Here is a 22,318-nt window from a genome sequence, read left to right as displayed (position 1 = left end):
ATCCTAGTGCAGCCATGTTGCACCTGCCCTGTACCGACTGCGAAGATAAGTAAACGCCACCGCCGCCAGCCCCGAGTCTACTGAGATTCCGTGGCAGCACGCCGCTGGCAAGGCTGTTGGACACGCAGGTTTTTGCGGCGCAGTTTCTTGGCTGCCTGCAGCCGCCCATCGCCATTCCTGGCGCGGCAAAGCGCAAGCCAGCCAACACGGCTGCAGCGGCCCAGCAGCTTGCAGATCACCCCTAGCCTGCGCATCGCGCAGCGGTCCCGCTTTGTCCCCATTGCACGGGCACAATGCTGTGGAAAGCTGTGAAGAAGCTTGTAGATAAGCAGGGCAAGCCGCTGATTCCTAAGCCAAATGCCAGCCTTGCTCAAAATTGAGGCATATGGGGCCTGGGCGCGTCATTCGCGCAGTTTCAACGCCACTACACTGCTGGCCCTGGCCTCTTCTGGCACTGGAGCACCGCTGTTTTGGCGCAGCGCAGCGTTGTCCCCAGTCCGTGGGCACAATGCTGTGGAAAGCTCTGTGCACAGCTGTAGATAAGCCACCCAAATCGTTGAAACTAAGACAAAAAGTTAACCATGATGAAAAAAAAGGCAGCCTGCTTGGGCTGCCTGGGTGCTGTGGAGAACAGCGGGATGAGGATCAGGCATCGCGGCGCTTGATCTGTTGCAGGCCTTCTGAGGTGATGACCATGTAGCCCTCACGCTCCACCACCATGCCGCGTTCCAGTAAGCGCTTGGAGACATGTGCATGCACAGCATCCTGCAGCGAAATCTTTTCTCCCAGTTCCAGTTTCTTCAAAGCGGCCAACTCATCGACCGTGGGTTCGAACACGGGAGCGTGGTAAGCGGTATGGGTGGTGTTGGTAGACAACATGGCAACTCCTTATATGGTTGCGATGCGTGCGTGTAGGCCTCGGACTTGCTCGGGGTCTGCGCGTTGGCGCATCTGGTCAATGAATGCCACGAAGCGTAAGACCGTTTTTCGAAAGCGCCTGTAGGCGAATACCGCTAGCCTATCGCGCCGTAGAGCCGCATTGCATAACTTTACGACGGCGCTGCCGGAGCTTTACAGCGCAGCAGCGCAACCCAGTTTGGGTGCCGCTCAGCGCGTCGGCCAGCGCCCCCCTTGGTAGGCACTGTCCCAGAACATCCATTCGAGCTCAGCGCTGTAGCGGTAGGCCTCGGCCATGCGCGTGCGGGTGGCGCTGTCAGCGGCGTCCGCCACACGGTCGATGGTGGCGATGACGGCGCGCACAGCGGCATGGAATTCTTCACTGGCATAGGTGTCCACCCAGGCCTGGTAGGGGTTGCCGGGCTGGGAGCGGGCATGGATATCGCGCCCCACTTCGGCATAGATCCAAAAGCAGGGCAAGAGCCCGGCGAGCGCCACCGGGTAGCTCTCCGACCAGCTGTTGGCCAGCAAAAAGCTCGTGTAGTGGTGGCAGGCCGGTGTCAGCGGCGTCGCGGCAAAATCCTGCGGCGTAATGCCGAAGTCGCGCATAAAGCCGTCGTGCAGCTTGCGCTCCTCGACCACCGCCTCATTGGCGGCATTGGCAAACTGCACCACGCCCTCGGCCTGGTCGGCCTTGGCGGCAGCGACGGCCAGCGCACGGCCATAGGCCACCAGGTAATGCGCATCCTGGATCATGTAATGGCGAAAGCGCTCGACCGACAAGCTGCCTGCCGCCAGCTCGCGGTTGAAGGGATGGTCCAAGGTGCGCTGGTACAGCGCCTGGTTGGCTTGCCACAAGGCCTGGCAAAACGACATGCAAACTCCTCAAGAGATCGTGGACAAGCGCTGATTGTCGGCCAGTGCCGGGCCGCTGGGCAGCATCCAACCCCAGAACAGCCAGGGCATGCATGCAGCGCAGAACCGGCTACGATCCATCCACTGCAGTCCCTGGACCTTCAACCGAACCCGCCCTGCCCATGCCCAGCCCCGCGCCCTTGTTGACCGCCGCCCAGCAGCAAGCCCTGCAGGCCGTGCAGCGCCGTGGCGGCCCGGCGCGCGAGCACGCACTTGCACCCGCTTCGATTCACGTCCACTTTCATCCCGACTGGATGGTCCCGGACTGGACGGTCCCGGACTGGACCGTACAAGGCCAGCCGCTGCTGGCGCTGCTGTGCCAGCAAGGCCGCTACCTGTCGCAGTTTGAGAGCGGCCGCAGCAATGGCAGCTACAGCCCCCAGCCCCAGGGCGAGCGCTGGCAGTGGGAGGACCAGCAGTTTGCGGGCGCTTACAACCACGCCGATCCCGCCGAGCGGCCGGTGTACGGCGCCGTCGATCTGGTGCCTTTGGGCCGCCCCAGCCACCAGGGCTATGGCGCCGCGCCCCGCTTTGGATCGGCGTATCTGCAGCTGCACAGCTCTGCCACCGCACGCAGCAGCTTTTGCGACCCCGACAGCTACTGGCAGCCCCGCCATGTCGGGCTGTGGCAGCAGATGGACTGGCAGCAGCTGCAATGCCTGCAACTGGCCGACCCGCTGGACCACTATGTCGAAGCCCAGCTGCATGGCGGCCTGGTTCTGGCGCGCGATGTGGCCGCCATCTGGCTCGACCCCTGCTACCGCGATACGCCGCTGGCGCTGGCCGTGCTGCGCTCAGGCCTGCCCCTGCGCTTTCATCCGGGCTACCGCTTGCAGGCGGACCAGTTGGCGCAAGCCAGCCAGTACCGGGGCGCCGACGTGGCCGAAGTGCTGGCCGAACTGCTGCAGCATGCGCCGGGTGGACTCACCCCAGCCGATCTGGGCCAGGCCCAGGCCCGCCATCGCTACCCGGCGCCGCTGCTGAAAAAAGCCTGGCATTGCATCGCCCACCTGGGCAGGCAGTCGGGTTAGGGCCGCATCACCGATAATCGCTGCTTTTGTCGGCGCGGGCACTCCATGCAGAGGCCTGGCCATCTTCCGGATCCGCATGTCTTCTCCCGCTCCCACCCACCTGTTTGATACCGTCATCATTGGCGCAGGCGCTGCCGGCCTGTTTTGTGCGGCGCAGGCGGGGCAGCGCGGGCTCAAGGTGCTGCTGATTGACCATGCGGCCAAGGTCGCAGAGAAGATCCGCATCTCGGGCGGCGGGCGCAGCAACTTCACCAACCGCGATCTGGATGTGCGCCAGCCCCATAGGCACTTTGTCGGCCAGAACCCGCAGTTCTGCCGCTCGGCACTGTCGCGCTTTGGGCCGGCCGATTTTGTCGCGCTGGTCGACAAGCACGGCATTGCCCACCACGAAAAGCACAAGGGCCAGCTGTTTGCCGACCATTCGGCCGAAGACATCATCGCGATGCTGCTGGCCGAGTGCCGCGCGGGCGACGTGACCCACTGGCAGCCCTGCCCTGTCAGCGCCGTTGCGGCGCTGGATGCCGATGCGCAAGGCCAGCGCTTTCAGGTCAGCACTGCCCAGGGAACGGTGCATTGCCGCCACCTGGTGATCGCCACCGGCGGCCTGTCCATCCCCAAGATTGGCGCCACCGACCTGGGCTACCGCCTGGCCCAGCAGTTTGGGCTGGCACTCGTGCCGCGTGTGCCGGGCCTGGTGCCGATGACCTTTGATGGCAGCGCCTGGGCACCCTACGCGCAGCTGGCGGGCCTGGCCCTGCCGGTGGTGATCGGCACCGGCAGCAAGAAAACCCGCATGACGTTCAACGAGGACCTGCTGTTCACGCACCGGGGCCTGTCGGGGCCAGCCATCCTGCAGATCTCGAGCTACTGGACACCGGGCACCTCCATCGACATCAACCTGGTGCCCGAGGTGGATGTGGCCGAGCAGCTACTGCAGGCCAAGCAGCGCTCGCGCAAGCTGATTGCCAATGCGCTGGCCAGCCTGGTGCCCGCGCGCCTGGCCGATGCCTGGGTGGCGCAGGATGCCGATTGGCAGCGCCCGATTGCCGAGGCCAGCGACAAGGCGCTGCTGCGCCTGGCCGAGCGCCTGACGCGCTGGGAGCTGACCCCCACCGGCACCGAAGGCTATAAAAAGGCCGAGGTCACCGTGGGCGGTGTGGACACGCGCGAGCTGTCGCAGCAAACGATGGAAGCCAAGAAGGTGCCGGGCCTCTACTGCATTGGCGAGGTGGTGGATATCACCGGCTGGCTGGGCGGCTACAACTTTCAATGGGCCTGGGCGAGTGCCGCTGCCTGCGCAGCGGGCATGGCAGAAAACCAATAGCAGCAGGACGCTGGGCGAGATGCAGGAGAGCAACAGCGCAGGTCTGGCTCCCCGCTTGCAAACCGCGACCCTCTTGCTTTCCTATCAAAAGCCGGATATAATCGCCCCTCTTTGCTGGCAAAGCCCTGTCTGCCAATACTAGTCAATATGACAGGGCAAAACCGCCATTCAAGGCTTTGGGGCGCGATCTTCCCCAAAACCCGCTGTTGGCACCAATGGAAACATTAGCTAATGACGACTATCCGTGTAAAAGAAAACGAACCCTTTGACGTTGCGCTGCGCCGCTTCAAGCGCACCATCGAAAAGCTGGGCCTGCTGACCGACCTGCGCGCTCGCGAGTTCTACGAAAAGCCAACTGCTGAGCGCAAGCGCAAGAAGGCTGCTGCCGTCAAGCGCCACTACAAGCGCGTTCGCAGCATGCAACTGCCCAAGAAGCTGTACTGATCGCAGCTCTCACAGGCCTGACGCAATTTGCCCAGGCTGTGACACCACCCGCGCTCGGGACGCCAGGCGCGGGTTTTTTGTTTTCTGGCCATCGCCAGATTTTTCAGGCAGACCGCTGCTTGCGTCGACGGCCTGCCAACAGGAGCCTGTTATGAGCTTGAAAGCACAAATCACCGAAGACATGAAGAACGCGATGCGCGCCAAGGACACGGAACGCCTGGGCACCATCCGCTTGCTGCAAGCTGCGATGAAGCAAAAGGAAGTCGATGAGCGCGTCGAACTCGACGACGCGATGGTGATCGCCATCGTCGACAAGATGATCAAGCAGCGCAAGGACAGCATCGCCGCATTTGAAACTGCCGGCCGCCAGGACCTGGCCGACAAGGAAAAGTCGGAAATCGAGGTCATCAAGGCCTACCTGCCAGAGCGCATGTCCGCCGAAGAAGTGACCGCTGCGGTCCAGGCCATCGTGGCGGAACTGGGTGCCTCGGGCCCTGGCGACATGGGCAAGGTCATGGGCGCCGTCAAGACCCAGCTGGCTGGCAAGGCGGACATGGGCCAGGTCTCTGCCGCCGTGAAGGCCGCACTGGCTCCCTGATCGCCGGGAGGCAGGCCCCGAGCACGGGGCTGCCCGGAAGCCAAACATCAAAAAAACCACTGCAGCACCGAGCGGCAGTGGTTTTTTTGTGGGCGCTTTGCCGCTCAGTGGCGGCCGCGCTGGCGCATGCGGCGCAGGCCCAGCGCAGCGGCCCCGCCCAGCAGCAGCGACATCAGCAGTTGCCCCGCCAGCGATACCGTGGGTACCGCTACTGGCGCGGGCAAGGGTGTCGGGTCTGGATCCGGAGTCGGGTCAGGTGTGGGATCGGGCGCAGGTGGGTCCACATCGATGGTGTTGCTGTAGACCGCATCCTCGTCCTCACTGCTGCAAGGCGCGCTGCTGCTGCACTGGGCCGCATCGCTCACCCGGGCCAGATTGCGAACCTGTGCAGGTGCCGTGGCCGTGATCCGGGCCTGTACCGCATAGCGCACGGTTTCGCCACCTGCCAGCGTCACGCCGCTGCAACCCGACGGGCTGCAGACACCAGCGGCGCTGTGGGCCCCGACCTCGGTCGCAACAATCTCGGTCACCACCATGCCGCTGGGCACATCGTCCCACTGCAGCTCTACGGGCATGCCACCTTCATTGCTCAGCGTCACCACATAGCGGGTGCTGCTGCCTTCCAGCACCTGGCTCACGCCATTGCTTTTGAGCACGGTGATATAGGCGGGGGCCAGCACATCAGTGCGCGCCTGGGCACAGCTGTCGGCAGGCAGGCAGGCAGCGCCCGGCACCGGCGGCTCGCTGCCCCCCTGCGGATCGATGGCAGCATGGTTGGTGATGCTGCCGGCCTGCGCTGGCGCGATGGCATGCAAGCCAAAGGCAGCATGGCCGCCTTGCTCCAGCGCGGCATCCAGCACCACCTCGCACTCCAGCGGCTCGCCACTGCAGACCACCGATGTCACACCGGCACCGGGCGAGGCACCCGTCAGGCGCATGCCATCAGGCAGGGCCTCGGCCACGACCAGCGTTTGCCCGGCGGCAACGGCTGTCTGGCCGCTGTTGCCAATGCGGAACTGGTAGTCCAGCGCCTGGCCCGCTTCCACCGTTGCCGCGGCCGTCTTGCTCAGCGTCAGATGCACGGGGCTGCGCAGCGCGTCGGTATCCGTCACTGTGCAGGGGGATGCTGCCGTGCAGTTGGCCCCCGTCAGCGTGGCCGTATTGCTGACCGTGGCATCGGCACGGCCCTCCACCAGCGCCGTGACCCGCGCCCGCACCTGGTAGCTGACGCTGGCGTTGGCGGCAACCGTGATGCCGCTGCAGCCCATCGGTGCCTGCAGGCTGCAGCTGCCGGCATCACTGGGCGCTGCGGCCGCCAGCGGCGTGATGGCTTCGATCTCCATGCCCTGGGGGCTGTCCAGCCAGGCGAGGCCGGCAGCGGGCATGCCGCCGCTGTTGGTGATGGTGACGGTATAGCTGCTGCTGGCACCCTCGGTCAGCGTATCGACACCATTGCTCTTGCGGATGCTGACAGTGGCGGGCAGCACGATGGCATCGCGGTCTTCGGCACTGCAGCTGTTGCCGCCGCTGCAGGTCGCGCCACTCAAGGTCACCACGTTGCGGGCGCTGTCCACGCCCACCTCACCGGTGACAGTCGCCTGCACCGCATAGACAATCGATTCACCAGCCGCGATCGCGATATCCGAGCAGCCACTGACGGTGCACAGGCCCGCCTCGCTGTTGGCGCCGACCGTCGTGGCGCTGATGCGCTCAATAGTCAGGCCCACCGGGCTCTCTGCCCAACGCAGGCCCGCAGCTGCACTGCCGCCGGTGTTGCGCACAACCACCTGGTAGACCGTGCTGGCACCCTGGGCCAGTACATCCACGCCATTGCTCTTGCTGATGCCCATATTGGCCGCCGTCACCACCAGGTCGGTATCGGTGCTGGCGCAGCCGCTCACCCGCTCGCTGGTGCAGGTGCCGCCTTGCACCACGGCCTTGTTGCTGACCGATGTGCCTGCGGCTACGGCAGCATTCACTTTTGCGCTGACGATGTAGACGATGGATTGGCCCGCTGCCAAGGTGATGCCGGTGCAGCCCGTGGTGCTGCAGGTGCCCGCCACACTACCGGCCCCCACGCTGCCCGCGCGGATGCCACTGACCGTCAGGCCGCTGGGCACATCGCTCCAGCTCAGGCCCGAGAACGCAGTCGCTGCGCTGTTGCTCAGGGTCACGCTGTAGGTGGTCTCGCCACCCACGGTCAGGCGGTCCACCCCATTGGTCTTGACCACACTGACCGAGTCGGCTGCCACGATCAGATCCGCATCGCTGCTGCTGCAACTGGCGGGGCTGCCGCTGCTGCAGTTGGCGCCGTTCACAATGGCGGTGTTCGATGCCATCGCGCCCACCAAGCCGGTCACCTCCGCCTCCACGCGGTACGCGATCGATGCACCAGGCGCCAGGCGCAGGCCCGTGCAGCCGCTGCTATTGCAGACACCGGCATCGCTGCCCGCGCCCACGACACCGGCCTCAATGCCCAGCACGCGCAGGCCTTGGGGCAGATCCTGCCAGGAGACATCGCTGGCCAGCGAGCCGCCGGTGTTGCTGATCGTCACGGTGTAGACCGTGCGGCCGCCTGCGGTCACGGCAGCAGCCTCATTGGTCTTTTGCACGCTCAAGGCCGCCGGGGTGCTCACGGCCTCCTGGTTGTAGGCGACAAAGGCAATGTCGGAGTCGCCGCTCAAGGCCTGCACAAAGCCAGCCACCCGGCCCATGTTCTGCGGCGTGATGCCAAAGTCGGCGAAATAGTAAGCACGTATGCGCAGATCACGGCTGCCATCGCCCACCGTGGACTTGGTGTGGTTGGGGTTCCAGAACTGCCAGTTCTGCCGGGCGACGACGGGCACGCTGCTGAGCGCGATGCTGATGCTGTTCCCCACGACCGCACCCGTGTCGTCGATGAAATAAAAGGTGTCGGTCTTGCTCGATGGCTGGCCCACCTGGGTCACCAGCACATCGGGCACCGCGTCCGTCGTGGACTCGGGATTGCCCACACTCGCACTGAAGCGCAGCGAGCTCGCCGGGATATTGAACAAGGCGGTGCTGAGATCGAGCCCATGCCCGCCATCCGACAGGTAGGAGGCCCGGGTCTTGGAGATGTCGTAGCTGGCGCTTTGGGCAATCGCATTGAGGCCACCCGCAGCGGGCAGCGAGCTGGGATTGGGCGTAAAGGCCTGGAAGACCGCCGGCTGAAAAGCCCCGGTCAGCACCGCGTCATTGACCCCGGTCGAGTAGCGCACGCCACCGGCCGTGAACGCCAGCAGATCGTTGTTCCCATTGGCTGCAGGCGCTGTGGCGGCATTGCTGGTATTGGCTGTCCAGCTGTTGCCGTTGAAGCTGCCCCAGACGGCAGTCACATTGTCAGCCGCATGCGCCAAGCCCTGCCCCGCCACCAAGCAAAGCCCCAGCAGGCTACGCAGCCCTCGCGCACCCAGCGCCCACCTCATCACTGAACCCATCACACCTTGACCGTTCTTGTTGAAAACACCGGCACCGAAATGCCAAGACCCTGAAGCCTGTGCAGCATCAGGGCCTGTGTCCATCAGTTGAAATTGAGAAAAATATATTAACTTAATCAATTATCAAAACCTAGCCTTCGATTCCATGTATTCACTTTGGTTAACAAAGACTGAAAAAGGGCCCACGCCAGATCTTGATACACATCAAGAAATTTCAATTCGTTATATTTGTATCTTAACATTACAGAAATTTCTTACCCGAAGGCCGGTATATAGCGTCTATCGGGCAGGCATACCGCGCCGTTTTTTGCGCATCTTTGGCGACCCACTCGCAGCGGCTTTGTCACCCCTGCATGCACCGCAGGGACAGCCAATGGCGCATGCAGCTAAGCGGATGTGGTACATACGGCGTAGTTCTGTTTGACCTACCCGGCTGGCAGCCAGCGCGGCACCCGCTGCGATTTGCGCCAAGCCCTGCGCCCGCCCAGCCTGCCAACGCTTTCTGTTTCCTGAGCCATGCACCACACCGACGCCCCCCCCAACACGCCGACCTCCCCCACCCCCACCCCCTTGCCACTTGCCGGCCTGCGTGTGGTCGAGTTCAGCCATATGGTGATGGGCCCGACCTGTGGCCTGGTGCTCGCCGATCTGGGGGCCGAGGTCATCAAGGTGGAGCCGGTCGAGGGGGACCGCACCCGCCATCTGCTGGGCGCGGGAGCGGGCTTTTTCCCGATGTTCAACCGCAACAAGAAAAGCGTGGCCATCGACCTGCGCCAGGCCTCGGGGCTGGAAGCGGCAATCCGCCTGGCCAGCACGGCCGACATCGTGGTGCAGAACTTCAAGCCCGGTGTGATGCGCAAGTACGGGCTCGACTACCGCGCGCTGTCGCAGCTCAACCCGCGCCTCATCTATGTGAACCACAGCGGCTTTCTGCCCGGGCCCTACGAGCACCGCACCGCGCTCGACGAGGTGGTGCAGATGATGGGCGGCCTGGCCTATATGACCGGGCGCCCCGGCGATCCGCTGCGCGCGGGCACCAGCGTCAACGACATCATGGGGGGTATGTTCGGGGCCATCGGCGCGATGGCCGCGCTGATGCAGCGGGCGCAAACGGGCCGTGGCCAGGAGATCGACTCGGCGCTGTTCGAGAACAATGTGTTCCTGGTCGGCCAGCACATGATGCAGTTCGCCGTGACGGGCGAGGCGGCCGAGCCCATGCCCAACCGCATCTCGGCCTGGTCGGTGTATGACGTGTTCACCGTGCAGGATGGCGCCCAGATCTTTCTGGCCGCCGTGAGCGATGCGCAGTGGACCACCATGTGCAGTGCCTTTGGCTGGGGCGATCTGCTGGCCAACCCCAGCTACTGCAACAATAACGACCGGGTGCGCCTGCGCCCCCAGCTGCTGCCCGAGCTGCGCCAGCGCTTTGCCGCAATGAGCGCCGCGCACATTGGCCAGGTCTTCGAGGCCAACGGCCTGCCCTATGCCCCGATCAGCAAGCCCGAAGAGCTGCTGGACGACCCACACCTGCTGGCCAGCGGCGGCCTGGCCCCCGTGCGCCTGAGCGATGGCGAACGCGCGGGGCAGACGGCCCCCACCACCTTGCTGCCGCTGCGCATGGCCGGTGAGCGCCTGGGCGTGCGCATGGACCCGCCGCAGCTGGGCCAGCACACGCAGGAGCTGCTGCGCAGCCTGGGCTATGGCGATGACAGCATTGCCGCGTTGCGGGACAGCCAGGCGATTGCCGGCTAGGCGCCAGCGCCTCCAGCCAAATGTGAATATCGATGAACCCGGACGATTGCGGCAGCCTGTCCTACAAGGCTCTGGCCTGCCGCCGCCTACGCTGTGGCTCTTTGTCGCGGCACTCGGGGCACCTGGGGCACTTGGGGATAAGCTAGGCCATCCGATGCGGCTTGTGGGCGCTGTTGAAACTTGCAGTCCAGCTCGCACTCCAAGCCCGGTGACCTGGGCCCCCGCCTTATTGGCGGCATGTCCTCCGCGACTGTTTTGAACAAGGAGAATCTGATGAAAAAAATGCGCATGCTGGCAACCGCCGCCTTGATCGCCGCCACCCCTTTTGTAGCTTCCACCGCCATGGCCCAGAACCCCGCTCCCGCCGCTGCCAACGCAGACAAACGCCCCAGCCTGAACCTGGATGCCGAAGCGACCACCCGCGTGCCGGAAGACACGGCCTGGGCCCAGTTCAGCGTCGAGAAGGAATCCAAGGACCAGGCCCAGGCCCAGCAGCTGGGCAAGAGCGCGCTGGCCGATGTGCTGGCCACCGCCAAGAAGTCTCCAACCCTGCAGGTCACGACCGAGAACCTGTTCACCAGCCCCGTCTACAACAAGGATGGCAAGGTCACCAGCTGGCGCACCCAGTTCAATGTGCAGCTCGAGTCCACCGACACGGCCGTGCTGGGCCAGACGATGGCTGCGCTGATGGACAAGGCCCGCCTGACCGGTTCGGGCTTTCGCCTGTCCGATGCCGCACGCAACAAGGCGCAGGACCAGCTGATCGCCGAGGCGGTCAAGAACTTCAACGCCAAGGCCAAGGTCACCGCCAATGCCATGGGCTATGCGCAGTACGAGTACGACACCATCCACCTGAACCAAAGTGGCACCAGCCAGCCGATGCCACGCATGGGCCGGGGTGTGGCCATGATGAGCAAGATGGAAGACAGCAGCGCCCCTGTGGGCCTGGAGCCAGGCTACACCACGGTGTCGGTCAGCATGTCGGGCGCCGTGCGTTTGATCAAGTAAGCCGCGCTTGTTGAAGCGCAGTGGCCCAGCGAACCTGCGCTGAGCCGCCCCAGAGCCAGGGAATGCCTTGCATACCCTGGCTTTTTTACGTACTGCTTTAGCAAGTGATTAACCACTTACCACCATCAACCTCTCCCACCAGGCGTAAACATTTGTAGCAATATGGGCGCCATAGCCATCCCGGCTAGCAGGAGTGAAGCATGTCCCGTACTGTTCGCCCTTGGCTGCAGCGCAGCCCCCTGTTTCGATCTGCGGTGCTGGCCGGCACGATCGCCTTGGCGGCCAACCCGCCAGCGCAGGCTGCCAGCGATTTCACGCCACTACCGGGCACCTGGATCGTCAGCGCCGAGCAAGATGGAAGGCCCGGCCGGGGCATGGCCATCGATGTGCAAGATGGCGTGCTGGTCATGCAGGTCTACAACTACCGGGCCAATGGCACGGCCACCTTCCACCTGGCCGTCGGCAATATCGATGGCAACCAGGTCGCAGCCCCGCTCAAAAGCTACCGGGGCGGGCGCTATTTCGGCAGCGGGCCGCTGTCGGGCGTGGAGGATGGCGATGCGGGCGAAGTGCGCATCGAATTCACCAGCGCCACGCAGGCGCAGCTGCGCTTTCCCGGCGAGCCCACGGTAGCCATACAGCGCTTTCGGTTTGACAACACCCCGGCTTCTGCGCTGCCCTCCGCATACTGGCTCATGTCCATGCAAGACAGCAGCGGCAAGGCGGTGTACTCGGCCATTGCACTCAGCGGCGTAGACACCAGCACCGGCCCTGCGATGGTGATGGCGCTGCCCAATGGCACCCAGCTTCCGATCTCCTGCAGCTACAGCGCCACCTTGCAAGGCTTTAACTGCAGCAATGGCAGTGCCACGCCCAGCGTCAGGTTGCAGTTCCAGACGGCGCTGCAGCAGCTGAGCGGCACGGCGCAGCTGAACGGCAGCAGCTTCCAGTTGGTGGGCCAGCGCATGCTCAGCCCGGATGGCTATGACTCGCTGGTGTTCAGCGAAACCACGCCCGTCCCCGCCAGCGGCACGTGGATCGTGACGGGCGAGAAAAATGGCCAGCCCGGGCGTGGCATGGCCATCGATGTGCAAACCGGCACCCTGGTCATGCAGGTCTACAACTACCAGGCCGATGGCAACGCCAGCTTCCACCTGGGTGTCGGCGCCTTTGCCAGCGGCCAGGCCAGCGCCCCGCTCAAGAGCTACCAGGGCGGCCGCTACTTTGGCAGCGGCGCGCTCAGTGGCACGGAGGCCTCCACGGCCGGCGATGTGTTTCTGGATTTCAGCTCGCCCACACGCGGCCATATCCGCTTTCCGGGCGAGGGGGCGGTGGCCATCGAGCGCTTCCAGTTCGCGCCGGTCGCGCCAGACCCTGCCAGCCTGCTGGGCAACTGGACGTTCCACGACACGACGAACAAGGAAACCGCCCATGTGGCGCTGACCCAGGTCGATGGCACTGCCGCCACCACCGCTGGCGGCGGCGTGCGCTGCAGTTTTCTGAACCCTGCCACTGCCCAGGTGCGCTGTGTGGAAACCTTCACGATCTCCGGTCGGGGCAGTGTCTACCTCAAGGACTACCGCTTTGTGCTGCAGACCGATACGGGATCGGGCAAGGCCTTGCAGGCCGGCGAGCTGGCGCGCAGCGATGTGCTGCCCGATGACAGCAGCACGCAGAAAAACTCCTTGCTGGCGCTGCGCACGATGGACCGCCGGGGCATGAAGCTGGGTCTGGGTGCGTCCTTCTAACGCGGGCGCGCGTGGCGCCTTGGTCAGTGCAGCCGCGCCAGGATCAGCACCACGCCGGCCACGGTCAGCAGCGCGCCGGCCATGGCGCCCAAGGTGGGCGGCACCCTGGTCTTCCACCACAATAGTGGCAGCAGCAGGATGGGCGAGACAGAGGACAGCATGCCCACCAGCCCGGCGCTGCCGTACTTGAGGGCGGCGAGGATCAAGGTCATGCCCATGGCCATCGACAAAAAGGCGCTGCCCGCCAGCAGCTGCCAGTCGCGCGGCTCCATCACGGCGGTCAGGCGTGCCGGCTTCCAGCCCACGAGCAGCAGCAGCGCATGAAAGCCGAAGCCGGCCGCCATGCGCACGGCCGATGCAGCCACCGGGTCCACATCGGGGCCCATCACCGGCTTGACCACCAAGGTGCCCAGCGCCTGGCCCAAGGCGGCTACCAGCCCCAGGCCCACGCCCACGGCCAGCCGGCCGCGTGTGGCCTCCAGGCTCGATTCGCTGCCGGCCCGCTTGCCAAAGGCAATAGCGCACATCACGCCGCTCAGCACCAGTGCGCAGCCCAGCATGGCCACCGCGCCCATGCGCTCACCCAAAAAGAGCGCTGCCAACACGGCCGACATCATCGAATGGGTGGCAAACAAAATGCCCGAGCGGCGCGGTCCCAGCCGGTTCATGCAGGCAAACAGCACCGTGTCGCCAATGAAGATGCCGATAAAGCCCGACAGCACCAGCACGCCCACCAGTGCCAGGTTCAGGCTGTCCCAGGTGCCTGCCAAGGTGGCCCAGCCGCCCAGCATCACGGTGGCAAACACCATGCGCCATCGGGTAAAGGCAAAGGCGCCCATCTTGCGCGCCACCGGGGCGGAGAACAGCGCGGCCAGCGCCCAGCAGGCGGCGGCCAGGACGGCCAGGGATTCAGGGGGAAAAGGAAAAGGCGACACGGCAGGCGGCAAAATGGGGCGCCGGCGGTGCAAGCTGTCTCGCACCATGCTGCGCAGCTGCTCCAACAGCGCTAGGATGCCCATCCAGACACCCCAGCCCCGGCACCCAGGTGCAAGGACGAGCGATTGTAGAGCCCAGCAATGGCCTTTGCGAGCGCGGCCAGTCGCCCGGGCGGCCACCACCACCTTTTGACCAGACATTCAGGACCAGCATGAGCAAGAAACTACGTATCGCGGTATTGGCGGGCGACGGCATTGGCAAGGAAGTGATGCCCGAAGGCATCCGCGTGCTGGAGGCCGCCGCCAAGCGCTTTGACCTGCCGCTGGAGATGCAGCATTTTGACTGGGCGCATTGCGACTACTTTGCCGCCCACGGCCAGATGATGCCCGATGACTGGAAAGCGCAGCTGCAAGGCTTTGACGCGATCCTGTTCGGCGCTGTCGGCTGGCCCGCCACCGTGCCCGACCATGTCTCGCTCTGGGGCTCGCTGCTCAAGTTCCGCCGCGAGTTCGACCAGTACATCAACCTGCGCCCGGTGCGCCTGTTTGACGGCGTGCCCTGCCCGCTGGCCGGCCGCAAGCCGGGCGATATCGACTACTACGTGGTGCGCGAGAACACCGAGGGCGAATACACCGCGCTGGGCGGCATCATGTTCGAAGGAACGGACCGCGAGATGGTGCTGCAAGAGGCCGTGTTCACCCGCAAGGGCGCTGACCGCCTGCTCAAGTTCGCCTTTGACCTGGCCCAAAGCCGCAGCAAAAAGCATGTGACCCTGGCCACCAAGTCCAACGGCATTGCGATCAGCATGCCCTGGTGGGACAAATGTGCCGAAGCCATGGCCAAAAACTACCCGGACGTGGTGCTGGACAAGCAGCACATCGACATCCTGACCGCCCGTTTTGTGCTGCAGCCCGGCCGCTTCGATGTGGTCGCCGCCACCAACCTGTTTGGCGACATCCTGAGCGACCTGGGCCCGGCCACCACCGGCACCATTGGCCTGGCACCGTCGGCCAACCTGAACCCCGAGCGCAACTTCCCCTCGCTGTTCGAGCCCGTACATGGCTCAGCGCCCGACATCTATGGCCAGAACATCGCCAACCCGATCGCGATGATCTGGTCGGTGGCGCTGATGCTGGACTTCCTGGGCAACGGCCAGGGTGCCTGGCGCAGCGCGCATGACGCCATCGTTGATGCGATCAGCCAGACCATTCTGAGCGGACCGCGCACGCCCGACCTGGGCGGCCAGGCCAAGACCCCAGACGTGGGCAAGGCGATTGCACAAGTGCTGGCCTGAACGCCTACCAGCCCAGGCGGCGCTCGCTGCGCTTGCCAGCGCCCTGCTGGCCTGGGCGCCGCTGGCGCATGCCCGGGGCTACACACCCCAGGGCCGCTGCGGCGGCTATGAAAAAGTCAGCATCGGCAGCCCGGCTGGCAGCTGCGTAGCCTTGGTTGCTGATGAGCGCGACGGCCTGCGTGCGCCCCGCCGGGTGCTGGAGATCAGCCCCGGGCGCCTGTGGATCATCGACATGGGCAGCTGGATGCCGCGCCAGGGCCGGCTGCTGGAGCTGCGCCTGCCTGCGCCTTCGGCCGCCGCTACCCAGCGCCCCCAGGTCCAGGTGTTGGCCGACAAGCTGGACCGGCCCCTGGCCTTGGTACGCGGGCCCGATGCCCAGATCTATATCGGCGAGGCAGGCCGCATCTGGCGCACGCCGGTGCCGGCCGTCGGCCAACCAATCCAGGCGCAAACGGTGCTGGACCAGCTGCCCGATGACGGCGCCCACCCGCTCAAGGAAATCACGTTCGGGCCCGATGGCAGCCTTTACGTCAATATCGGCTCGCTCACAGACCGCTGCCAGGATGCGCAAGGCACCCTGCCCCATCCCTGCCCCGAGCGCGGGGCGATGCAGTTTCGGGGCGCCGTATGGCGTGCGGTATTGCGCAGCCCTGCGCTGCCAGGACAAGCGCCTGTGCAGCAGTTCGCCCCCTTTGCGCTGGGCCTGCGCAATTCCGTGGCCCTGGCCACCTTGCCCGATGGCCCCGCCCAAGGCAGCCTCTGGCAGGCTGAGAACAATATCGACTACCGCGACAGGAACGAGCCGCCCGAAGAGCTCAACGAGCTGCTGGAAGGCGCCGACTATGGCTGGCCTTACTGCATAGGCGCACAGCGCCCGGCGCGCGGCTATGAGCAGCGCGCACGCTGCACCGCCACCCAGGCGCCACATATGCGCTGGCCCGCGCATACGGCGCCGCTGCACCTGCTGGCCACCACGCAGGCCAGCCCCTTCCAAGGCCAGTTGCTGGCCGCCTGGCATGGGCCGCAAGGCCACCGCGTCGTGGGCTTTGCGCGCCAAAAAGACGGCAAACCCGGCGGCAAGCCGATCGAATGGCTGGGCCACTGGACGGCAGACGGCAAGACCCGGCCACTGGGCCGCCCCACGGGCCTGGCACTGAACCATGCCGGCCAGCTGATGGTGGTGGAAGACTACAACCGCACTTTGCTGATGCTGCTGCCCGATACGGCAGGCGCCCCCGCCGCACAGCGCTGACCCGCGCGCTGGCCCGCCTGCCGCCAGCGCGACATCCAGCCGCACGCCCCGCTTGCCTCTCCTGCGCCCCGGCCTATCATCGGCCCTACTACATCCTTGTTGCGCAGGCCTTTTGACGAGCGCCTCGCGGCCCCCGCGACATGACAGCGCTCAATACCTCCCTGCCTCCAGGCCCCACCCCACCGTCCGGCCTCTATTTCGGCTGGGTGATCGTCGCAGCTTCCACCCTCCTCACCTTGCTCACCGTGGGCATGCGCATGGGGATCGGCCCCTTTATCGTGCCGCTGTCGCAGGACCTGGGGTTCAGCCGCAGCCTGCTGTCGTCCATCGTCGCCTTTGGCATGCTGTGCTACGGCCTGGGCATGCCGCTGGCCGGCTGGCTCGTGGCGCGCCAGGGCACGCGGCGGGTGCTGCTGCTGGGCACCGTCATCGTGGTGCTGTCCTGCATCTGGGCGGTTAACGCCCGCACGCCCTGGCTGTTCTTCTGGTCCTACGGCGTGGCGCTGTCGCTGGGCCTGGCCTTCACCAGCCCGGTCGCAGTCACACCGATGATCAGCAGCTGGTTCACGCGCCAGCGCGGCATGGCGCTGTTCTTTCTGTCCACCGGCTCGATGGCTGGTATTGCGGTGATGACGCCGGTCTTCACCTTCACGATTGCGCGCTGGGGCTGGCAGCACACCCTGCTGGGCTTTGCGCTGGTATTTGCGCTGATCGTCACGGCCATGGCGCTGTGGATTGTGCGCGATGACGCGCCCGAGCACACCGACTTGACCCCTGCCGAGCAGGCAGCACGCCAGGAGCGCCTGCGCGCGATGGCCGGCCAGCCCGCCGCACCCACCTTGGGCTTTGCGCAGGCCGTGGCCACCGCACCTTTCTGGCAGATCTTTCTGGGCCTGTTTGCCTGCGGCTTCAGCATGAACCTGCTGGGCACGCATGGCGTGCCCATGCTGATGGACCATGGCTTTGATGCCGGCAGCAGTGCCGGCGGCATTGGCCTCATTGGCCTGGTCGCCATCTTCAGCACCCTGGGCCTGGGCAAGCTGTCGGACATGGTGCCGCGCCGCTATATCCTGGCCGTCATCTACCTGGTGCGGGGCCTGGGCTTTGTCGGCTTGGTGGCCGTCATCCACCACTGGCAGCTCTATGCCGTGGCCGCCCTGGGCGGCATTGTCTGGGCCGGCTCGATTGCCGCGTCTTCGGCCATTCTGGGCGATCTCTACGGCATCAAGCTGGTGGGCATGCTCTACGGCTGCGCCTACCTGGGCCACCAGATTGGCGCGATGATCAGCAGCTGGCTGGGCGGCTGGGCCTATGAGCAGTTCGGCACCCACTGGATTGCCTTTGGCGCAGCTGCTGCGCTGCTGGTGCTGGCCGCTGGCGTGTCGCTGCTGCTGCCCACGCGGCTGGCAGCCAACGCGCGTTAGGGCTGTATCGGCCTCAGTCGATCTTCAGCTTGGTGGCCTGCGCCACGTCGCCCCAGCGCTTGATCTCGCTGTGGAAGAAGCGCTGAAAGCTGGCGGGGGAATTGGGCGCGGGCGGCAGCATAAAGCCATTGCTCTGGTACTTGGCCCGCACATCGGGGTTGGCGTTCAGTGCGCGGTTGATGGCCTTGTTGACGGTCTCCACCACCTGGGCCGGTGTACCGGCGGGCGCAAACACGCCAAACCAGGCGGCAACCTCAAAGCCGGGCACGCCGGACTCGGCGACGGTCGGGATATCCGAGGCGAAATCCACGCGCTCAGCGGTCGTCACCGCCAGGCCCTTGAGCTTGCCGGCGCGGATCTGCGCGAGCAGCGGTGGCAGGTTGTCCATCATCGAATCCACCTGCCCGCCCAGCAGGTCCGACACCGCCGGGCCGCTGCCCCGGTAGGGCACATGCAAGATGCTGGTCCCCGTCTTGAGCTTGAACAGCTCGCAGCCCAGATGGGCCGACGAGCCACTGCCGGGCGACGCGCAGGTCAGCTTGTCCGGGTGCTGCTTGCCATAGGCGATGTACTCGGCCACCGAGTTGACCGGCAGCTTGGCGCTCACGGCCAGAATATTGGGCACCACATTGAGCTGGGCCACGGGCACCAGGTCCTTGCCGGCATCAAAGCCCAGCTTGGTGTAGAGGCCCTGGTTGATCGCCGTTGAGATCGAGCCCACAAACAAGGTATAGCCATCGGCTGGCGCGCGCACCACATATTCGGCACCGATATTGCTGTTGGCGCCCGGGCGGTTTTCGACGATAAAGGACTGGCCCAGGTCCTTGCCCAGCGCGTCAGCCATCAGCCGCGCGCCAATATCGGTGGCACCGCCGGGGGCATAGCCCACGACCAGTTTGACGGGCTTGCTGGGGTAGCCCGTGCCTTGGGCCTGTGCGGCGGGCAACAGCGCCCATGCGGCGGCCAGGGCCAGCGCGGCCTTGCTCAGTGTCATCATTTTTTGTCTCCTTGATTGCAAATAGGTGCAGCGCTTTAGCGCTGACTGGGGGGCAGCGAAAAATCGCCCTGGATGCGCAAATAGTCCGCTGTCAGCTCCTGCGGGCGGTTGACGCCCAGCAGCGCCAGGTTGGTCATCAGCTCCTGGCGGAACAGCTGCACCGCGTGCGCAATGCCCGCCTCGCCAGCGACTGCCGCGCCAAACAGCTGCGGCCGGCCGGTAAAGACCAGGTCAGCGCCCAGCGCGATGGCCTTGAGCACATCGCTGCCCCGGCGAAAGCCGCCGTCGATAAAGACCGGATAGCCGGCAGGCACGGCCTGCCGAATCTCGGGCAGCGCCTGCAAGGGGGAGATGCAGGCATCGAGCTGGCGCCCGCCATGGGTCGAGACGATGACCGCATCGGCGCCATGCGCCACGGCGAGCCTCGCGTCCTCCGGGTGCATGACACCCTTGAGCACCAGCTTGGCCTTCCAGGCAGCGCGTATCTGGTCTATGCAGTCCCAGTCGAGCTGGTCGCGCTCGCCCCGAAAGCCGTTGGGCGGGTCGGCAGTGATGGCCGGCCCCGCCTCATGGGCCAGGTTGGCAAAGCGGGGCACGCCCTGGCTCAAGACCGTGCGCAAAAACACATCGCAGCTCCAGCGCGGATGGCGCAGTCCGTCGAGCAACAAGGTCCAGCTGGGGCGAAACGGCACAGTAAAGCGCAGGCGCTGCAGGTTCTCGCGGTTGGCGCCCACGCAGGTGTCGATGGTGACCACCAGCACGGGCACCTGGGCCTTTTCGAGGCGCTGCAGCAGCGGCAGGATGCGCGCCATATTGCCCGGCAGGTAGGCCTGGTACCAGCAGCGCTGGCCATGGGCGCTTTGCAGCTGCTCCAAGGGCACGGTCGATGCGCCGCTGATGATGAAGGGCAGCGCCTGCGCCTGCGCCACCTTGGCCAGCGCGGCATCGCAGTCCTTCAACACGATGGCAGCAAAGCCGGTGGGTGCAAAGCCCATCGGCAGCGAATAGGTCTGGCCCCACAAGGAGGTGGCCGTGCTGCGCCGGGCCACATGGCGCAGGCCACGCGGCACAAAGCCCAGGCGCGAGAAGGCCTGCAGGCTTTGCTGCAGCGATACGCCGTCTTCCGTGCCGCCGCAGACATAGCCGCGCACACAGGCGGGCAAGCGCCGGCGGGCAGCGCGTTCCAGATCGGCAATCGAGAGGTAGTGGTGCAGCGCGGCCATGTGCGCAGTCTCCGTCGTTGTTCTTGTTGAACCACGCATTGTTCGCAAGGCCGGGCTGCTGGGCAAACGAAATTAAATGATCGGGCTATTCCAAAATTTCATGCAGTGGGCGCGCTGGCATGCGCCTGCGCCAGCACCCAGTCGACAAAATGGCGGATCTTGGGCAAGGCCGCGCAGTGGCTGGCGTGCGCTACGTAGTAGGCGCCGTCGCTGGGCTGCACAAAGGGCCAGGGCTGCACCAGGCTGCCCCGGGCCAGCGCCTGCTCGGCAAACATGCGCGGCATGATGGCCAAGCCAATGCCTTCTTGCGCGGCCTGCAGGCACATCGAGAAAGTGTCAAAGCGCGGGCCCCGGTAGGCATCGACCGGCACAAAGCCCTGGCTACCAAACCAGTCGCGCCAGATCTCGGGCCGAAAGGAGCACTGGACCAGCGGCAGCTGCTCCAGCTCAGCGAGCGACGCCAGGCCATTAACCGGCAGGATCTCTGGCGCACAAACGACTGCCACATCGGCCTCGAACAGGCGGTGGCAGTCCGCACCCGGCAGGCTGCCTTCGCCATAGAACAGTGAGATGTCGATGCGCGCCTGCATCAGGTCAAAAGGGCGGGCATCGCCCTTGGTGACGACCTGGATATGCGGGTAGGCCTGCATGAATTGCCGCAGGCGCGGAATCAGCCAGGTGATGCCAAAGGTGGGCTGCACGGCAATCGTCAGGGTTTCGTCCGCCTCGCCATAGCCCATCACATAGCGGGCCGAGGCATCGACCTGGTTCAAGATGCTGCGCACCTCGCCCAGGTACATGCGGCCGGCCGGGGTCAGTGCCAGCCCGCGCGCCGAGCGGTGGAACAGCGCCTGGCAGACGGTGGCTTCCAGCTGCGCAATCTGCTTGCTGATCGCGCTCTGGGTCAGACACAAATCCTGGGCCGCCAAGGTAAAGCTCATGTGGCGGGCCACGGCCTCAAAGCACTGCAGCGCCATCATCGACGGCATGACGCGTTTTTGCATATCAGGCCACTCCCTTGCGTGCGCGCTGCTGGGCCAGTTGCTGGTCCAGAATGCTGCCCAGGTGCTGGAGCAGCACACGGGCCTGGGCTTCTGGGCGGCGCTGACTGACCAGAATCAGCGGCGCCACCAGACCGGGCGCAGCACTCAGCCGCCGATAGGCCAGCCCGTCGCCGCGCAGCTGCTGCAGCGAGGCCGGCACAATGCTCAGGCCCAGGCCTGCGGCCACCAGGCTCAGGGTCGCAGTCAGGCGCGGGGCCTCTTGCACCACCTGCGGATGAAAGCCCGCACCCACACAGGCGGCCACAATGCCATCGTGCAGGCCCGGGCCCGCAGGCCGCTTGTACAGCACCAGCGGCTGGCCCCGCAACTGCGCCAGCGGCAAGGCGCGTTTGGACTGCATCAGCGCATGCCCGGCCGGCCCGGCCACCACCATCGGCTCACTGAGCAAAAGGCGGCTGCTGAGGCTGGGCTGCGCCTCCCAGGCCGAACGCACCAGCGCGGCATGCAGGCGCTGCGCCAGCAGGGCCTCGAGCAGCTCGCCCGAGCCCGCCTCCTCCAGGGTGACCTTCACGCGCGGCCACTGGGCCCGAAAGGCCCGCAGCACCTGCGCCACCAAGGGGTGGAGCGCTGCCGAGCTGGTAAAGCCAATGGCCACATGGCCGCGCCCGCCCTGGGCGGCATCCTGAACCAGGCCGGCCATGGCCTCCACCCGGGCCAGCACCATGCGCGCCTCCTGCACCAGCGCCAGGCCAGCCGCGGTGGGCCGCATGCCTCGGGGCAGCCGCTCCATCAACGGTGTGCCCATCTCCGCCTCCAGCTGCTGCAGCAAGCGTGTCAGCGGCGGCTGCTGCATGCCCAGCTGCTGCGCAGCCCGGGTCAGGTTGCCACATTCGGCAATGCAGACCAGGGCCTTCAAATGTCTCAGCTCCATCCAGCAATACCTCAAAAGTATGGATAAGGTTTTTATAGCGCATTTGTCAGCATGGGTAAAGCGCACTACAGTGCCCAGCACC

Annotated in this window: 18 protein-coding genes; 10 read left to right on the top strand and 8 right to left on the bottom strand. The window is 65.5% G+C overall.

Translation table 11 applies throughout. From position 1 onward, the window contains the following. Positions 1–645: 645 nt before the first annotated feature. Complete coding sequence (locus WH367_RS21540; RefSeq protein ID WP_021027653.1) at positions 646–879, bottom strand: hypothetical protein; 234 nt, start codon at positions 877–879, stop codon at positions 646–648. Between the two features lie 228 nt (positions 880–1,107). Beyond that, positions 1,108–1,773 carry a thiaminase II gene (gene tenA / locus WH367_RS21535; RefSeq protein WP_021027652.1) on the bottom strand — a complete coding sequence of 222 codons (666 nt, stop codon included), beginning with the start codon at positions 1,771–1,773 and terminating at the stop codon, positions 1,108–1,110. A gap of 161 nt (positions 1,774–1,934) precedes the next feature. Here tenA and WH367_RS21530 point away from each other — a divergent pair, with 161 nt between their 5' ends. The 4 genes from WH367_RS21530 (at position 1,935) to WH367_RS21515 (ending at position 5,209) form a co-directional block, all read left to right on the top strand. After that, positions 1,935–2,843: a DUF3626 domain-containing protein gene (locus WH367_RS21530; protein ID WP_021027651.1), complete on the top strand. Its 909-nt coding sequence runs from the start codon at positions 1,935–1,937 to the stop codon at positions 2,841–2,843. 76 nt (positions 2,844–2,919) lie between these two features. Further along, positions 2,920–4,167 (top strand): NAD(P)/FAD-dependent oxidoreductase, encoded by a 1,248-nt coding sequence (locus tag WH367_RS21525; RefSeq protein WP_021027650.1) that lies wholly within the window; start codon positions 2,920–2,922, stop codon positions 4,165–4,167. Between the two features lie 231 nt (positions 4,168–4,398). After that, complete coding sequence (rpsU, locus tag WH367_RS21520; RefSeq protein ID WP_007833691.1) at positions 4,399–4,611, top strand: 30S ribosomal protein S21; 213 nt, start codon at positions 4,399–4,401, stop codon at positions 4,609–4,611. A gap of 151 nt (positions 4,612–4,762) precedes the next feature. Further along, positions 4,763–5,209 carry a GatB/YqeY domain-containing protein gene (locus WH367_RS21515; RefSeq protein ID WP_021027649.1) on the top strand — a complete coding sequence of 149 codons (447 nt, stop codon included), beginning with the start codon at positions 4,763–4,765 and terminating at the stop codon, positions 5,207–5,209. A gap of 104 nt (positions 5,210–5,313) precedes the next feature. Here the strand turns inward: WH367_RS21515 and WH367_RS21510 are convergent, their stop codons facing one another. Further along, positions 5,314–8,565 carry a hypothetical protein gene (locus WH367_RS21510; RefSeq protein WP_339537610.1) on the bottom strand — a complete coding sequence of 1,084 codons (3,252 nt, stop codon included), beginning with the start codon at positions 8,563–8,565 and terminating at the stop codon, positions 5,314–5,316. 618 nt (positions 8,566–9,183) lie between these two features. On the opposite strand from WH367_RS21510, the gene WH367_RS21505 reads away from it, so the two are divergent. The 3 genes from WH367_RS21505 to WH367_RS21495 all read left to right on the top strand — a co-directional run bounded on the left by WH367_RS21505 (position 9,184) and on the right by WH367_RS21495 (position 13,175). Beyond that, positions 9,184–10,419: a CaiB/BaiF CoA transferase family protein gene (locus WH367_RS21505; RefSeq protein WP_339537609.1), complete on the top strand. Its 1,236-nt coding sequence runs from the start codon at positions 9,184–9,186 to the stop codon at positions 10,417–10,419. Between the two features lie 273 nt (positions 10,420–10,692). Beyond that, positions 10,693–11,427 carry an SIMPL domain-containing protein gene (locus tag WH367_RS21500; RefSeq protein ID WP_339537608.1) on the top strand — a complete coding sequence of 245 codons (735 nt, stop codon included), beginning with the start codon at positions 10,693–10,695 and terminating at the stop codon, positions 11,425–11,427. A 200-nt stretch (positions 11,428–11,627) separates the two neighbouring features. Further along, the gene (locus tag WH367_RS21495) at positions 11,628–13,175 is read left to right on the top strand and encodes a hypothetical protein (RefSeq protein ID WP_339537607.1); all 1,548 of its coding nucleotides are present in this window, start codon (positions 11,628–11,630) and stop codon (positions 13,173–13,175) included. 23 nt (positions 13,176–13,198) lie between these two features. Here the strand turns inward: WH367_RS21495 and WH367_RS21490 are convergent, their stop codons facing one another. Then, positions 13,199–14,194, bottom strand: a complete 996-nt coding sequence (locus WH367_RS21490) for a DMT family transporter (protein ID WP_339537606.1) — start codon at positions 14,192–14,194, stop codon at positions 13,199–13,201. 128 nt (positions 14,195–14,322) lie between these two features. On the opposite strand from WH367_RS21490, the gene WH367_RS21485 reads away from it, so the two are divergent. From WH367_RS21485 to WH367_RS21475, 3 genes are all read left to right on the top strand, one after another. Next, positions 14,323–15,405: a tartrate dehydrogenase gene (locus WH367_RS21485; protein WP_339520448.1), complete on the top strand. Its 1,083-nt coding sequence runs from the start codon at positions 14,323–14,325 to the stop codon at positions 15,403–15,405. Further along, positions 15,386–16,657: a PQQ-dependent sugar dehydrogenase gene (locus tag WH367_RS21480; protein WP_339537605.1), complete on the top strand. Its 1,272-nt coding sequence runs from the start codon at positions 15,386–15,388 to the stop codon at positions 16,655–16,657. The genes WH367_RS21485 and WH367_RS21480 overlap by 20 nt, the downstream gene beginning before the upstream one ends. 140 nt (positions 16,658–16,797) lie before the next feature. Continuing rightward, positions 16,798–18,081, top strand: a complete 1,284-nt coding sequence (locus WH367_RS21475) for an MFS transporter (protein WP_339537604.1) — start codon at positions 16,798–16,800, stop codon at positions 18,079–18,081. A gap of 13 nt (positions 18,082–18,094) precedes the next feature. Here the strand turns inward: WH367_RS21475 and WH367_RS21470 are convergent, their stop codons facing one another. The 4 genes from WH367_RS21470 to WH367_RS21455 form a co-directional block, all read right to left on the bottom strand. Further along, positions 18,095–19,078 carry a tripartite tricarboxylate transporter substrate binding protein gene (locus tag WH367_RS21470; protein WP_021026303.1) on the bottom strand — a complete coding sequence of 328 codons (984 nt, stop codon included), beginning with the start codon at positions 19,076–19,078 and terminating at the stop codon, positions 18,095–18,097. Between the two features lie 35 nt (positions 19,079–19,113). Beyond that, positions 19,114–20,301, bottom strand: a complete 1,188-nt coding sequence (locus tag WH367_RS21465; protein ID WP_339537603.1) for an alpha-hydroxy acid oxidase — start codon at positions 20,299–20,301, stop codon at positions 19,114–19,116. A gap of 98 nt (positions 20,302–20,399) precedes the next feature. Beyond that, positions 20,400–21,305: a LysR substrate-binding domain-containing protein gene (locus tag WH367_RS21460; protein WP_339537602.1), complete on the bottom strand. Its 906-nt coding sequence runs from the start codon at positions 21,303–21,305 to the stop codon at positions 20,400–20,402. A gap of 1 nt (position 21,306) precedes the next feature. After that, positions 21,307–22,236 carry a LysR family transcriptional regulator gene (locus tag WH367_RS21455; RefSeq protein WP_339537601.1) on the bottom strand — a complete coding sequence of 310 codons (930 nt, stop codon included), beginning with the start codon at positions 22,234–22,236 and terminating at the stop codon, positions 21,307–21,309. Positions 22,237–22,318: the final 82 nt, after the last annotated feature.

The sequence above is a fragment of the Comamonas sp. MYb21 genome, assembly GCF_037479395.1.
Lineage (GTDB): Bacteria > Pseudomonadota > Gammaproteobacteria > Burkholderiales > Burkholderiaceae_C > Comamonas.
The sequence above is the reverse complement of the archived record's forward strand: the minus strand, read 5'-3'. Positions and strand labels throughout refer to the sequence as shown.